General features: G+C 71.3%; 10 protein-coding genes. 2 read left to right on the top strand and 8 right to left on the bottom strand.

The genetic code is table 11. The features are described 5' to 3' along the window. Positions 1-136 precede the first annotated feature (136 nt). On the bottom strand, positions 137-1,360 hold the full coding sequence (gene mycP, locus AB0D28_RS29155) for a type VII secretion-associated serine protease mycosin (protein ID WP_357391031.1): 1,224 nt from the start codon (positions 1,358-1,360) through the stop codon (positions 137-139). A 152-nt stretch (positions 1,361-1,512) separates the two neighbouring features. Here mycP and AB0D28_RS29160 point away from each other — a divergent pair, with 152 nt between their 5' ends. Together AB0D28_RS29160 and AB0D28_RS29165 are read left to right on the top strand one after the other, a co-directional pair. Beyond that, positions 1,513-4,515, top strand: coding sequence for an SseB family protein (locus AB0D28_RS29160; protein ID WP_357391033.1), 3,003 nt, complete (start codon positions 1,513-1,515; stop codon positions 4,513-4,515). Continuing rightward, a complete protein-coding gene (locus AB0D28_RS29165; protein ID WP_357391035.1) occupies positions 4,512-4,877 on the top strand; it encodes a hypothetical protein in 366 nt (121 codons plus the stop codon). Before AB0D28_RS29160 ends, AB0D28_RS29165 begins: the two co-directional genes overlap by 4 nt. A 1-nt stretch (position 4,878) precedes the next feature. Here AB0D28_RS29165 and AB0D28_RS29170 read toward each other — a convergent pair whose 3' ends face one another. From AB0D28_RS29170 to AB0D28_RS29200, 7 genes are all read right to left on the bottom strand, one after another. Then, entirely contained in the window at positions 4,879-5,811 is a 933-nt protein-coding gene (locus tag AB0D28_RS29170; RefSeq protein WP_357391037.1) for an alpha/beta hydrolase, read from the bottom strand. 131 nt (positions 5,812-5,942) lie between these two features. Then, positions 5,943-6,281, bottom strand: a complete 339-nt coding sequence (locus tag AB0D28_RS29175) for a hypothetical protein (RefSeq protein WP_357391039.1) — start codon at positions 6,279-6,281, stop codon at positions 5,943-5,945. Positions 6,282-6,461: 180 nt separating this feature from the next. Next, positions 6,462-8,864 (bottom strand): immune inhibitor A domain-containing protein, encoded by a 2,403-nt coding sequence (locus tag AB0D28_RS29180; RefSeq protein WP_357391049.1) that lies wholly within the window; start codon positions 8,862-8,864, stop codon positions 6,462-6,464. A 356-nt stretch (positions 8,865-9,220) separates the two neighbouring features. Further along, positions 9,221-12,004 (bottom strand): immune inhibitor A domain-containing protein, encoded by a 2,784-nt coding sequence (locus AB0D28_RS29185; protein ID WP_357391041.1) that lies wholly within the window; start codon positions 12,002-12,004, stop codon positions 9,221-9,223. 186 nt (positions 12,005-12,190) lie between these two features. Beyond that, positions 12,191-13,231, bottom strand: a complete 1,041-nt coding sequence (locus AB0D28_RS29190; protein ID WP_357391043.1) for a hypothetical protein — start codon at positions 13,229-13,231, stop codon at positions 12,191-12,193. A gap of 230 nt (positions 13,232-13,461) precedes the next feature. After that, positions 13,462-14,376: a hypothetical protein gene (locus tag AB0D28_RS29195; RefSeq protein WP_357391045.1), complete on the bottom strand. Its 915-nt coding sequence runs from the start codon at positions 14,374-14,376 to the stop codon at positions 13,462-13,464. 169 nt (positions 14,377-14,545) lie between these two features. Then, on the bottom strand, positions 14,546-14,836 hold the full coding sequence (locus AB0D28_RS29200) for a helix-turn-helix transcriptional regulator (RefSeq protein WP_357391047.1): 291 nt from the start codon (positions 14,834-14,836) through the stop codon (positions 14,546-14,548). Positions 14,837-14,944 lie beyond the last annotated feature (108 nt).

A 14,944-nucleotide genomic window follows, 5' to 3' on the forward strand; every position in this document is an offset into this window, starting at 1 on the left:
CCTCTACCCTGATTGCCCCCCTGGGGGTGCGGTTTTCCCTTTGTTGCGCGCTTCAAGCCTCTGGACCCCCCCCCCCCCCCCCCCCGGGGCCCCCCCCCCCCCCCCCCCCCCCCGCGGCTGCGTCTGTGACCGGCGGTCATCTCGGCGCCGCCGTCCCGGCCGGGTCGGCCGCCCGCCATCGCCTGCGCGCGCCGCGCGGCAGCACCAGGGCGAGCGCCGCGACGAGTGCCACCGCCCCGCCCGCGACGGCGGCGGCCGGCAGCGCCCGATCCCGGGCCGTGTCCCGGCGCGACTGGCGGGCGAGGGCGGCCGGATCGGGACGGTCGGCGGGAAGCACCGCACCCGGCCGGCTACGGGGACCCGCCGCGCCGGCCGACTCGGTCACCGCCCGGTACGGGTTCAGCACCCCCGCGCCGTAGCCCGCGTCCCGGCCCGGTGCGGGGTCGGCGGCGGCCATGATGCGTCCGGCCACCTCGTCGGCGCTCAGCCCGGGCCGGTACTGGCGTAGCAACGCCGCGGTGCCCGACACGAACGGGGTGGCGTAGCTGGTCCCCTCCGCCCGCTGGTGTCCCGCCCGGGGCGCCGCCATCAGCACCTCGCTACCCGGGGCGACCACGTCCACGTACGCGCCGGTCTGGGAGAACGCGGACCGCGTCCCGTCCCGCCCGATCGCACCGACGCCGAGCACCCCCTCGTACGCCGCCGGATAGGGCCGGGGATCCCCGTTGTCGTGCAGGTTCCCGGCGGCGGCCACCACCACCACGTCCCGCCGCACCGCGTAGGCGACGGCGGCGCGTACGGCCGGGTCGTCCGCGTACAGCACGACCGACAGGTTCAGCACGTCGGCGTCGTGATCCACGGCCCAGCGGATGGCCCGGGCGAATCCGGCCGCGTCGACCGTGCGCCCCGACTCCCGCCCCTCGACCACCTGCTGCTCGCTCACCCGTACCGGCAGGATGCGCACGCCCGGCGCGAGGCCGCGGAACGCGACGCCGGGCTGCGGCACGGCGGCGATGATGCTCGCCACGCCGGTGCCGTGCCCGGCGCAGTCCCGGGTGCCGTCCCCGCCCCGGTCGAGGAAGTCGGCGCCGTCGAGAACGCGGCCGGCCAACTGTGGATGGGACCTGTCCACTCCCGAGTCGACTACCGCGACCACGACTCCGGCGCCGGTCGCGAGCGGGGTGAGCCGGTCCGGGGCGTACCGTTGCTGCGGCCACGGCTGGTCCGCCACCGGGCGGACCGGCGCGAGCGGCCCGGCGCAGCCGGCCGGCGCGGCGGCCGTCGCCGGGGCGGCCGGAGACGCGGTGACGAGGAGCGTCGCCAGAGTGGCCACAACGGGGTACGCGACTGGCCGAGACATCGACGACCTCCGTAATGTGTCGACTCCGGAACGGGATGTTAGCGGCTCGTTCGGTTCGGGGCCGACCGTCGATGGGCAGAAGTCCTGATGTTGCCGCGACCTTGTAGGTTGTAGGCGATGCCTGTGGCCTGTTCGCGGAAGGAGAGGTGGCCGTGACCGGATGGGAGCCGGCCACCGAGGCCGAGGTGGCGATGCGGGACGCGCTGCGTGCGCAGGACCAGCAGCAGTACTTCCGCGTGCTGACCCGCGTCGATCTCCTGCTTCCGGTAGCGGGTGGGCCGGCCGCCGGGTGGGGCACCTGGACCGCCGAGGGCCGCACCCACGTGCTGGCCTTCACCTCCGCCGCCGCGCTGCGCGCGAGCCTGGGCGAGAACGCGGGGCCCACCCGCCGCGTCCCCTACCCGGATCTGGCGGCCGGCTGGCCCAACCCCGAGTGGTGGCTGGCGGTGAATCCCGGCCTGCCGATCGAGGGCTACCTGCCCGCCTGGTACGTCGCTCAGCTCTCCCGGGGCGACGTCCGGCTGCCCGGCCGCACCATGGGCGCCCGCGCCCGGCTGGAGCGCGTGGAGAGCGCCACCCGGGCGGCCCGGAACGCGGTGCCCGAGGCCGCGCCCCGACCGCCGGCCGTTCCCGTCCCGCCTGCCGCTGTTCCGCCGCCGAGCATGCCGTCCGCCGCGATGCCGCCGCCGGCCGTACCCTCCGCCGTTGTTCCGCCATCGGTCGTGCCGCCTCCGGCCGTACCGCCGGTCGCGGGGGCGCCGGGCGGGGACGAGCGGCTGGTGGAAACCGGCGAGCCGCCGACGGTGCCGATGCGGGCCGCCTCGGTCCTGGGGCGACGGCTGCCCACCGTGCCGCCGCGCCGCCGGGCAGCGGACGCCGACGTCCCGGGCCGCGCCGCCGCCGAGCCGGATACGGACGCCCTCGACGGCTGGCTCACCGACCTGCGCCGCCGCCCGGACGAGCCGGACCCCTTCGCGGCCGCCCCGGCGGCACCCGCCGACGAGCCGTCGGTGGCCACCGCGCCGCCGCCGTCCCGTTCCTTCTTCGAACCCTCGTCCGGTGGCCGCTCGGCCCGGCGCCCGTCGACGCTGGACCCGTCACGCCGGGCCGGCGACCGGGCCACCCCGCCGACCCGGTTCGCCGGTGGGCAGCCGTTCCCGCGCCGACGGCCGCTGAACGAGCCGGTCCGCGAAGGCCCCACCCACCCGTTCCCGGCGCGTACGGACGAGCCGCCGCCCGCGTCCCGCTCGGAGGAGGCGACCCGGGCGTTCCGGCCCACCCGCCCGCCCGAGGAGGACGCGACCGAGGCGCTGCCCCGGCGGCACGCTCCACCCGCTCCGGCGGCGCACGCCGACCCGGTCACGGCCGGACCCGCGGCCACGGCTGACGGGTGGGGGGCCGCACCGGGCGGCAGTGCGGCCGAGACCGGGTGGGAGACGGTCGACGAGCCGGCGGAGGAACTGTCCCCGTCGTTCGCCGAACCGGTCTCCGCGCCGCCCGCGCCACGCCGCGACTTCACACCCATCGTCATCGAGGGCACCGTCATCGAGGCCCGCGACCTGACCGAGCCCGCGCCGTTCTGGTCCGCGCAGCAGGCCGGCCCGGCGCGCCCGGAACCGGCCGAGGGCGCGGCAGCGCCATGGGGCGGCACGGTCGATCCGACCGTGTCGTCGCCCGTGGAGCCGCTGGTCGCCGACGACACGGTGAACCTCGCCGAGCCGGCGCCGGCCCAGGCCGGCGTGACCGGCACGCCGGACCGGAGCACGCCGCTCAACGATCCGACGGTGTCGCTCGGGCCGGGTTCCGAGGAACCTACGACGTCACTGTTCGAGCCGTCGGCCCCGGCAGGCGAAGCCACCGCGCCGCTGTTCGCGCCGTCGCCGTCGGCGGACCAGACGGTCTCGCTGTTCGACCCTGCGCCGGCCGAGCCGCTGTCCGGTCCGGCTGAGGCCGAGCCGACGGTGTCGTTGTTCGACCGGGTGCCGACCCAGCCGCTGACCGGCCCGGCACCGGCCGAGCCCGTGCCGGCGGAACAGCCGACCGTGTCCCTCTTCGAGCCGGTGACCGACGAGCCGGTCACCACTGCGCTGTTCGCGCCCGGTGACCCGACTGTGGCGCTGTCCACGCCGGCCCCGGTGGAGCCCGCGACCGTCGACCCGCCACCCGCCGCCGGACCGAGCACCGCGGACGCGGCTGCCGACTTCGTGCCGGCGAACGACGTGGAGGAGGACCTGCTGGCCGCAGCGGGCAGCGGAAGCACCGACGGCTTCCTCACCACCCTGCTGCTGGCCCGGGTGCTGCTGCCGGTCGCGCCTGATTCGGCCGCCGGCAGCCGGCCGGGTGACCCCGGCTTCGTCTGGCACACCGAGCCGGTCGACGGCGAGACGTGCGTCTCTGTCTACACCTCGCCGGAGCGCCTGGCGGAGCACACCGAGGGCCAGGTCGAGACGGTACGGGTGAAGTTCGTCCAGCTCATCCGCAGGTGGCCGGACGCGGCCTGGTCGTTCCGGGTCAACCCGGGCAGTCCGGTGGGCGCGTCGTACCCCGGGGAGCAGGTCCTCGCACTGGCCAACTGGGCGGCCGAGGTGGGCCTGGGCGACGATCCGGAGCCCGCCGCCGCGCCGCAGCCGGCGGAGCGACCGCGTCCGCAGGGGCACCCGGTCACCGACAACCGGCCGGTGACCATGCAGAAGGTGATCGCGGCGAGCCAGCTCGCCTACTACCTGGAGCGGGGCTACGACCGCGTCTCCGGATTCGTGCACCGGGCCGGGGAACTGGCACACCTGCGTACGCCGGTGGAGCTGTACCGTGCGCTCGGGCTCGGCCACCCGGGTTCGCCGTTCTCCCCCGACGACGAGGAGATCTACCTGCTGCGGTGGCCCGCCTACCGGCCGAGCCTCTACCGGATCCCGTACGGCGGCCCGAACGAGGCGGCGATGCGGGCGATGGAGGGCTGGGTGATCGAGCGGCCCCCGTTCCGTGGCAACGGTTTCGCGCCGGGGGAGAGCAGCGACGTGATCGCGGAGTTCAAGGTGGACAGTGCGCGGCTTCCGCACGGCGCCGAGCTGTGGCGGGTCGGCGCGGACGGTGACAGCAGGCTGGTCGCGGTCCTCGACACCGACGAGCTGCTGTGGCGCAAGGCGGCCGAGGCGTGAGCCGCGACGGCTACGTGGCCCGCTGGCGGGGGCGGGAGTACCAGGCCAGTCCTGACGGGGACGACGTCCGCCTGTACCAGCCCGGCCCGGACGACGGATTCACCGAGGTGCGTCCCGGCCGGTACGTCCGGGTGGTGCCGGCCACCGAGGTCGACGATCTGGCGTACGTGCGGACCACCTGCACCTGGCAGGGGCAGCCGTTCATCGTGCTGGCCGAGCACGAGGGCTGGCTGCGGCTGGAGTACACAGGTGGGCGCTGGCCGGTGGCCGAGGCGATGGGGCTGGAGGCGTTCGACTTCGGCGTCTACCAGGGCTGGGCACCCGCTGCCGAGGTGGCCGACCTCGGCGAGCAGCGGGTCTGAGTCAGGACTTCGCCCAGCGCAGGACCTCGCCGAGCACCAGGTCCCGCGCCTCCACGTGCGGGAAGTGCCCCACGTCGTCGAGCAGCCGCCACTCGTACGGGGCGGTGACGTAGCGACCGGAGCCCTGGGCGGTGCGGGGCAGTGAGGCCTGGTCGAGTGCGCCGTGCAGTTGCAGGGTCGGCGTGACCAGCGGCCTCTGCATCAGCTTCACGAAGCGGTAGCCGTGCAGCCGCAGCACCGAGCGGAACGCCCAGCGGTAGCCCTCCATCGCGCAGAACGCGGCCTGCGGGATCTGCATCGCCACCCGGCAGCAGTGGGCGTAGTCGGCGAAGTCGGGACCGGACACCCAGCGCGGCCCGCCCCACCGGCGCAGCGTCTCCTCCACCTCGGCGGCGCCGTCCCGGGTCAGCACGTGCTCGTAGCGGGGGAGCTGGAACTTCAGCGTCGCGGTGGCCGAGGTGAACTGGCCGCGCGGGTCGGCGAAGATGGCCGCCCGCAGCCGCAGCGGATGCGGTGCGCCGAGCACCACGAGCCGCCGGACCAGGGTCGGGTGGAAGGAGGCGGCGGTCCAGCCGATCAGCCCGCCCGCACCGGTGCCGACCACCGTGGCCGACCGCTCCCCGAGCGCCCGGATCAGGCCGGCGACGTCGGCGGCGAGCGTGTAGCCGTCGTACCCCCGGGGTGGTTTGTCGCTCGCGCCGTAACCGCGCAGGTCGACAGCGACCGCCCGGAAGCCCGCGTCGGCGACCGCCGGCAGCATCTCGTGCCAGGCATACCAGTATTCGGGGAAGCCGTGTAGGAAGAGCACCATCGGACCGGTGCCCGCCTCGACAACGTGGAACCGGCTGCCGTTGGCGCCGACGAACCGGTGCGTCCACGGCCCCTCGGGCAGGACGCAGGACTCGTCGACGGGTCCGCCGCGCTGGTCGGTCATGGGGCACAGCCTAGGGCCGCCGGTGGCCCACCGGCCCCACAGGTGACCAGGATCAGGGATTTCTCCGGGCGGGCACCCGGAGTCGCGTACGCCGCCCGCTCGGCGACGGGTGAGTACGTCGCTACCGGACGTCATTCATTGACGATCCGCATCGGGATGCCGGGCCCGCAGTCGACGGCGCGGTCCCGCGCGGTGAGCCGTAGCGTGACCAGGTCGCCCTTGCGCAGCTCGCCGGCGTTCGGGCCGTACACCGCGTACTCCGTGCCGTTCTCGTCCATCAGCCCGTAGCACGGCCCGGACCCGCCCCGGGTGATCCAGCCGACGACGACGCCGGTGGGCCGGTTGTCGGTCGGCTTCTTCGGCGGACCGGCGGGCCGGCGCAGCGTCGGCAGGTCGGTGGCGGACAGCGGGGTGGGGCGATCGGCGGGCGCGCCGGCGCCGCTCGGGGCCGGCTGGTGGTCGTCAGGCACGGATCCTCCGTCTCCGCCGCACCCCCGTGCCGGCGAGCGGCACCAGCGCGAGGGCGGCCGGCAGCGTGGCACGGGGCGTCACCCGGATGGGACGCCGGCGGGGTGCGCCGGGTTCCCCGCAAAGGGCGATGCCCGGGCGGGTGAACCGCCCGGGCATCGCGTCGTGCGTCGATCAGTGGATCAGGAGAAGCGGACCTTCATCGAGGTGCCGTTCTGCTCCAGGACCTTGATCTTGGTGCCGGTGGCCGGGAGCTTGACGCCGTGGTTCGGCAGCTCCGGGTACCAGTACTGCTTGGTGTCGTCGAACAGCGGCTGCGCCGCCTGGCCGCGGATGTACTGCGGCTGGCTGTTGAGGTGCAGCGTGAACGAGTCGGCCTTCTTCAGGCTGAACGGCGCGTCGTAGACCTGGACGCGGGCCCGCCAGGGCTGCCCGGTCAGGTTGTAGATCGGCCGCGGGTGCGCGTCGATGATCATGTTCCGACCCTCACCCGGGTGCGCGAACGTGTCGTTGTCCGCGAACCGGAGGTTCCAGTAGGAGATCAGCAGACCCTCCTGGTACGCGTAGTGGTCCACGTAGTCCGGGCGGGTGTTCGCGTAGCCGAAGAAGTACGGGCCGGTCTTGAGGTACTTGTCGTACGAGACGTACGACCGGTTACCGGCGATGTAGAAGTTGTCGAACTTACGGGTGTAGGTCTCCTCGACGATGCTGAAGCCGCTGAGGGTCCAGCCGTTCGCGCCGGCCTCGGCGCCGTCGGTGAGGAGCGTCTGACCGTCGGCGGTCACGGTGATCGCGTCACCGTAGAAGCCGCCCTCGGAGACACCGCCGTCCGTCTGGTAGCGGAGCCGGAACTGCACGACCTTGCCGGCGACCGCGTCCATCGGGATGTTGATGTCGACCCACTGGTCGTTGCTGGAGCCGTCCAGGGCGTAGCGCCCGGGGGAGATCTCCTTCAGCGGGGTGCCGTTGGCCGTACCGGGCAGCGAGGCCCAGGTCTGGCCACCGTCGGTGGACGCCTCGAAGAACAGGTAGTCGTAGTCCGCCTCGATGCTGTAACGACCCTTCATCGACAGCGCGGCGCTGGTCTTCCCGGTGAGGTCGACAGTGCGCGTCATCGCGTTGTTCAGGTCGTCGTCGTTGCCCGAGAAGAACTGCTTCGTACCCTCGAACGGCTTGCCGTTCTGGAACGTGTACTCCCGCTGCGGCAGCACCACCACGGCAGCCTGGGCCTTGTTGGAGTTGTACTCCTGCGGGCCGAGCTGGAGGGTGCGCTTCTGTCCGGCCACCACGACCTCGTAGTCGAGCCAGCCGAGCTGGAGCTTGTTCCACGCGCCGAGGTCGCCGCCGCGCTCGCCGATGCCACCGTCGTTCTTGGCACCGAGCCGGCTCTGGGCCATCAGGGTCCAGTGCTCGTTGTTGTTGTCCCCACCACTGACCACGTTGTAGTCGTCCGGCAGACCGAGGTCGTGGCCGTACTCGTGGTAGAAGACGCTCCGGCCACCGTTCTCCGGCTGGATCGTGTAGTCACCGATCCAGACGCCGGTGTTGCCGATCTGGGTGCCGCCGGCCGGGAAGTTCTCCGGGCCGGTGTTGCCCTGGTCGCTGGCGAAGGCGTACCACCGGTGGCTCCAGATGGCGTCCTCACCCTGGTACGGGTCACCGTCGGCCTCGTCGCCGCCGGCGTGGACGATCTGGAAGTGGTCGATGTAGCCGTCCGGCTCGTTGAAGTTGCCGTCGCCGTCGAAGTCGTACCGGTCCCACTGGTCCATCGCCTTGACGTCCGCGGCGATCTCCGCGTCGGAGCGGCCCTGCGCCTTCTGGTCGGCGACCCACTGGTTGGCGGCGTCGCGGACCAGCGCCCAGGTGTTGGTGCAGACGTTCGAGGCGCACGGGTAGCCGCCGGAGCGGCCGTAGCGAGCCTCGTTGTACCGCACCTTCACCCAGTTGGTGACCTCGCCGTCGACGCTGTACCGACCCGAGGACTGGGCCTCGTAGTACTGCTTCAGCGACTCGTCACCCGGGTTGGTGCCGAAGTACAGCTGCCGGTAGTGGTCGGCGCTGTAGTCGGCCTGCCACACGGTGGAGTTGTCCACCGCCCGGTTGGGCTGCGGGATCTGGTTGACGCGCGGTCCGTCGAACCGGGCCGGACCCGGGATGTTCGGGTTCGTGTCCTGGTCCGGGTAGCTCGGGTGCCGCTCGTCGCCGAACTCCGCGAGGATGACGAAGATCTTGTCGGTCTGCTTGCGGGAGAGTTCGACGTACTGGTCCTTGACCGGGCCCTTGCCGGCCTTGGTGCTCTTGGCGGACCTGCCCGCCGAGGGACCCGCGGCAGCGCGCTCGCCGACCTTGACGACCGTGCTGCCGTTGATCTTCTCGGCCTTCGCCCTGCCGGACAGGACCTCGCTCAGGCCCTCCTGGCGCAGCGCGCGCCGCTTCTCCTCGAGCGGGTTGGGCAGGTCGTGCTCAGCCTGCGCAGGCTCGGCCACCGACGGAGCGGCGGTCGGCAGCTTCGGCGTCGGCGCGGCGCTGGCGGCCGTGCCTGCCACCAAGCCCGTCGCGGTCAGCGAAAGCCCGAGCAGACCCACTGCGACTTTGCGCACGTGGTACCTCCGGTGTGAGGGAACCGGCCCAACTGGGGGTACGGGCCGGTGGAACGTCCCACTAGTGGGACCAAGGGTGAACATAGACACTGCTGCGACTGGTGGGAAGATGTGTGCGTCGATTTGTAGCAACTTTTTGTTGGGGATGCTTTTCGCCGTCACACACCGGCCTGTCACTGAGCCGTTGACCAGCAGCGATGTCTGGATCATGGATTGCAGTGACAGTCATGGATTAAGCGATAACGCGGAAGGGTCGGGAGCGCTCGCGCTCCCGACCCTTCCCCCATCGAGCTTGTTCAGCTCATTTTTCGGTCATTCCGGTTCCGGTTTGAACGTACGGTTCAGCTCCGCGGCGGGACGACGTACACCTGAGCGTACGAGTTGTCCTTGGCGGCCCGCTTGATGATGATCGAGACGCCGTACTGGACGCCCGCGTCACCCGGGTTGCCGGTGCCGAGCACGATCGCCCCGCCACCCAGCGTCGAACCGTAGTAGTCCGTCGCCGGAGTGCCGTCCGGGTTCACCACCCGGGTCGTGTACTGCTGGTTGCCCCGCGACGGGACGACCACCGAGGCGTCGTTGTCCCGCGCGTACGCGGCACCGTCGCGGATCTCGATGCCCGGGTACCAGCCCTTGGCGTCGGTGAAGCCGCGCACCGGAGCCTGCGGGCCGAACTTCGTGCAGTACTCGCTGTACGGCTCGTCCGCCGCCTCCAGGCACTCCTTGAACGGGTACGTCGGCTTCAGGCCGAACGCGGCGTTGGAGGACTGCGGCCGGCTGGGCAGGTTCTTCAGCACCGACGGGTCCTTCTCGGCCGCGACGCCCTTGCGGCGCAGCGGGTCGTTGTGCGAGTCGACGATCAGCAGCCCGCCCTTGGCGCCGTAGCTGGGCAGCGCGGTCATCTGCGCGGTGACGTGGTTGACGTCGCCGAGCTGGGTGTCCCGGTACCAGACCAGCATGCCCGGCGCGTTGTACGCGATCCGGTCGACCTTCCACGCCTCGTGCGAGTAGACGGTGTCGTAGGTGTACTTCAGACCGTTGTCGAAGCCGTCGAAGTTACGCCACTCGGCCAGGTAGTAGTGCGACTTCACCTGGGTGCCCGAGTCGATGTACCAACCCGCGCCGCTGGTGTCGGTGAAGGTGCCGCCGGTCTGGGTCCAGCCCGCCGCGCCGCTCTCCACGTCGTCGCTCCAGGTGGTGGCACCGCCGCCGGTCACCGAGAAGTCGTCGGCGAACCAGCCGCGCTCCACGAACGCCTCGTCGGTGGCGTACCGCAGCCGCACCTGCACGGTCTGCCCGGCGTACGACGACAGGTCTACGTAGTCGTGTCGCCAGCCGTTCGTGCTGCCGGTCAGGCCGTACTTCTTGTTGCCGAAGTCGACCATGCGGCCGTTCGGGTCGGCGTACCCGTCGTTCGTGGAGACCAGCGCACCGCCCTCGGCGTACACCTTCTGCTCGCTCCAGGTGGCCCCGCCGTCGGTGGAGACCTCGACAAAGCCGAAGTCCCAGTCCGCCTCGATGACGAAGTTGTTCCACATCCAGAACTTCGCGTCGGCGGCGTTCGGCACGGACACCGTACGGCTGAGCTTGACGTCGGCCCAGTTCTGGTCGGCACCGGAGTACCACATGTTCGAGCCGCTGTGCGGCGTCGCCAGCGAGATCACCTTGTCCGGCAGGTCGATCTTGATGCCGTCCTCGGTGCCGACCGGCGTACGCGACGTCTGCCCGAGCTTGACCAGCTTGGACCGGTCACCCGGACCGAACGTCTTCGGCTCGGCCCAGCCCAGCACCCACTTGTCCCAGAGGCCCATGTGCGTGGGCAGCGCCTGGAAGATCTCGCCGGAGTGCGAGCCGGAAGCCATCAGGTCCCAGAAGTCCACGTCGGAGTCGGCGTTGCCGGAGGTGTCGTAGAGGTCCGGCAGGCCCAGGTCGTGCCCGAACTCGTGGGCGAAGACGCCGACGCCGGCGTCCTCCGGCTGCACGATGTAGTTCGACACCTTCAGGTTGGTGCCCGGGATCGTGTAGCCACCGGTCACCGTCGAGGAGTGCGCCCACACCGAGTAGACGCCGACGTCGCCGCCACCGCGGGACTTGCCCTGGTTGGCGTGCACCAGCACCAGGTGGTCGATCACACCGTCCGGCTCGTGGTAGTTGCCGTCGCCGTCGCGGTCGCTCTGGTCCTCGATGTCGTAGTCGGCCCAGGGGAAGTTCGGGTCGGCCGCGGCCAGCGCGTCGATCGCGTCGGTGGCGAGCCGGCCGGCACCCTGCGGGTTGTCCGGGTGGCCGTTCATCGACTGCTCACGCCCGGCGACCCAGTTGCCGTTCTCGTCCTGGAAGCAGCGCGAGGCGGCGTACCAGCCCTCCGAGTGCGGCACCGTGATCCACGGGCTGGCCTGCCCGTCCACGGTGTACGCGCCCTTGGACATCTCCAGGTACATGTTGTGCATGGTCCGTCCGGCGAGGCTGATGCCCGGCTTGCCGTCCGGCCCCTTCAGGTCCTTGCGGACCCGCTCGGTGATGCCCTTCTTGCTGTACAGCATCTTGTCGTAGTGGGCCGGCGAGAAGTCCGGCACCCACATCGAGTTGTTGTCCTTGTGCGGCAGGGTGGCCGGGTTCGGGATCGTGTTGTGGCGCGGCCCGTTCTGCACGGTGCCGGGAACGCAGGTGCGGTCCTCGAACACCGTCTTCGGGACCATCACGCCTGTGAAGTCGTCGTTGGCCTTGTCGTTGAACTCGACGAGCAGCGTCAGCAGCTTGGCGGTCTGCGTGCTCTTGGCCTGCTTGATCTTGCGAGGGCTCTTGCCGGTCCGGATGGACTTGGCCTCCAGCTTGGCCAGCTCGCGCGCCGCGATCGGGTTACCCCCGGCGTACTTGCGGTCGTAGGCGCGGGCCTCGTCCGCCGGTGAGGAGAAGACGCCGTCGCGGCCCTTCACCTCCTTGCCGCCGGTGTCAGGCTGGACCTCGGGCTCGGCGTAGTTGATGTAGTGCTCGTCCGCCCCGATCGTGACCGGTGCGGACCGGGCAGGCTGAGCCGCCGCGCTGTCCGTCACGGTCAGCGACGTGGCCGCGAGCGCGATGGCGGGCAGCGCGACGAGTAGGCGTCGCCGTGCCCTGTGCTGCGACATGGGGAGCATGCCACTCCGTTCGTAGGGAATGGTGAAGGTCGGCGACTCAGTGACATCTGTCGAATTCCGCCGGTTCGGCTGAACGTAGCCGACCAAACGCGCCATCGACAGGGGTGAGCCGACGGCTCTGCCCGTTCGGGTCAGCGGCGGGTCCGCCGATCGACGGCCGTGCCGTCCGCGTCGTGGTCAGGCTTTCCCACCCACGAACCGCGCCACCCTCAGCGAGTTCTGCTCGGGCTTCTGCGGTTCCGACCCCAACTTCGACCAGGCGACGAAGTCGCCGCCGGCGAACGCCAGACTCAGGCCCGGCGCCTCGCCGAGCCGCCACATCCGGTCGGTCGCCACCTCGAGCACGTACTGGCCGGCGTCGCCGCTGCCACTGCCGTTGCTCCAGCAGACGAGCTTCGGCGACGAGCCGAGCGTCATGGCGGGGCCATTGTCGCCGAGGGTCACCTCGATGGCCCGCTTGGTGGCCGACGGCAGGACGAACAAGGTCCCGGGCGTCTCCTCGGTGGCGCCGGTCACGATCCAGGAGACGTGCCCGGGCTCCGCCGTGAGCGCGCTGACCTGCTGCTCTCCGGTCAGCGGGCCGGAGGCGTACACGCTGTCACGGCCGCCGCTCACCTTGTGGATCTCGTAGCGGCTCTTGGGGAATCCGGGAGCCACGTCCTCGGACCGGACATAGTAGAGGTCCTTGCCGGCTGCGGCCGGAAGCTTCGCCCGCTGGGCGACGACCGATGGCGCCGCGCCGCCGGCCGGCGAGCTGGCGAGGATCTGCGCGCCGAAGTCACGCTCGCCCGTCGTGGGGACGGTCGTGGTCCAGTAGACCCGATCAGTGCCCACGGAGAGCATGGAGCTGCCCGGTGGGATGGGCATCTTCTTGCCCTTGGCGATCGGTGCCGAGTCACCCAGCAGCACGGACCGGCCGGAACTCCGGTCGAAGCCGTACACCAGCCAGTCCATCTGGTACATGTCGGTGCTGGAGGTCTCCATCCAGGCCACGGTCCGGTCGTCCGCGTCGGCGTAGATGGCTTGTCGGGGCGGGCCGCTCGGGGCCGGGGACAGGGTGCGCGCCCGCCCGCCGGAGTAGAGACCCACCCGGCTCTGGCCGATGCCCAGCTCGCCGTCACCCGTCTTGGGAACGGGGTTGGCGGCGCTGATGAGCTGACCGTCGGGGGTGAGGCCGAGATGGTTGAGCGTGCGGCCGCCTGCCTGCGCACCCCCCACGACGAAGCCTCCACGCAGCTCGCGGCCCTCTCGCGCGCTCGCCGCGTCCTTCGTGGCGTGCCGGGAGCCGATCTCGAAAGGGGCACCTGTGGTCGAGCCGCTGTCGGTGTCGGCGCTGGGTGAGGAGACGGGGGAGGACGCTGCCCGTCCGGCGGCGTCCTCCCCCTTACCGTCGTCACAGCCACCGACAGTCAGAAGGATCAACGCAACTGTCAGTGTCCGGCGCATGGCTAGTAAACGACTCCGTTCGACTGGAGGAACCGAGTGGCGAAGGTGGAGGTGGTGTAGGTAAACGACTTCTTCGTGCTCGACCACACCGAGGTGGCCGGATCGGCCCAGGTGGTGTTCTGGCCGGACTGGACGTAACCGTAGCCGACGATCCAGTGGCCGATCGTCTTGTTGGTCGGGTGTCCGTTGTAGTGCGAGCCGCCGGCGAACTCGACCGTGTCCGCGCCGATCGGCATGCCGTTGCCGCCCACGCTGTGGGTGAAGATCTTGGGCAGCAGTGAGCCGCTGGGCTTTGGCACCTGCACGTACCAGGGGACGTTGCGCCAACGGTTGATGCCCGTGGCGAACCGCTTGCTGGTCCACGTGGTGCTCTTGTTGGCCTCGGTGTTCATGTGCGCGCTGTTGGCCAGGTTGGCCTGGGACAGGCTGTTGCCGTTGTAGCGGCTGGTGTACCCGGAGCCGTGCAGGTAGCGGATGATCATGTAGCCCGAGGCGGGACCGCAGTAGTAGCCCTTGGCCTGCGCGTACTGCACGAAGGGCAGGATACGGCTGCTGGCCGCCGTGGTACGCAGGCCGGCGCCGTCACCGGGGTCGACGTAACCCGAGTCGCCGTACTGTGCGGTGTAGTCGTTCTGCAGCTTGGTGAGCTGGGTCGGATCCGCGCCCTGGACGTTGACCGCGTACCACTCCTGGGAGATCTGGAGCTTGAGGTTCGTCTGGTCGTCGGTCGGCTGCTCGAGCCCGGGGTCGGTGACGTCACCGCCGGTGAAGTTTCCCTCGATGCCGTCGTAGGGCTCATCCGGATCGATGATCTCCGCCATCGCCGACGCGGGGGCGGCGAAAGCCGCGGCGCTGCCGATCATGAGCGCGGCAAGCACCCCGGCAATGCGCCGATAAGGGGTCGTCGTTGTTCTCAACTGGTCCTCCACTCCGGTCGAATAATCGCTGCGCCGATCGTTCGGTGGGGGTTGTCCCGGCGCGGCGACGTGTAATCGAAGAATAGTGATGCCGGCTCGGGACCGCCTGTCCCGTAAACGAGGGACAGGAGCTTTCGTGCGGCGGGCCCGACGCCGCTGGCGGCCCGTCTCACGGACATTCCGGTCGGCCGTCCGCCGGTTTCCCGGAGTCGATCGCGGCCCGGGTGAGAAATGCCTTGTTGCCGTGGCCGAGCTTCGCCTTCAGCCGCTTGACGTAGGTGTTCACCGAGTGGATGCTGACCTGCAGCCGCACCGCGGTCTGCCCGTGGGTGAGGCCGCTGGCGATGCACTCCAGTACCTCGCTCTCCCGCTGGGACAGCCGTTGCCCGCCGGCCGGCGTCGTTCGCGGCGGCGACACCGGCCAGGGCGGCTGCCGCGCTGCCGTCGGAGCCTCGACCACCAGCACACAACGTGGCTCGGGTGAGTCGGCGGGACACGGCGGCGCGGTCTTCACCGGAGCGGAAAAGCTGCGCGGCACCCCCGTCGGGCTCTGGTGCGGGCGGCAGGA

This window comes from Micromonospora sp. NPDC048169 (assembly GCF_040652815.1).
In the GTDB taxonomy this organism is placed as follows: Bacteria; Actinomycetota; Actinomycetes; order Mycobacteriales; family Micromonosporaceae; genus Micromonospora.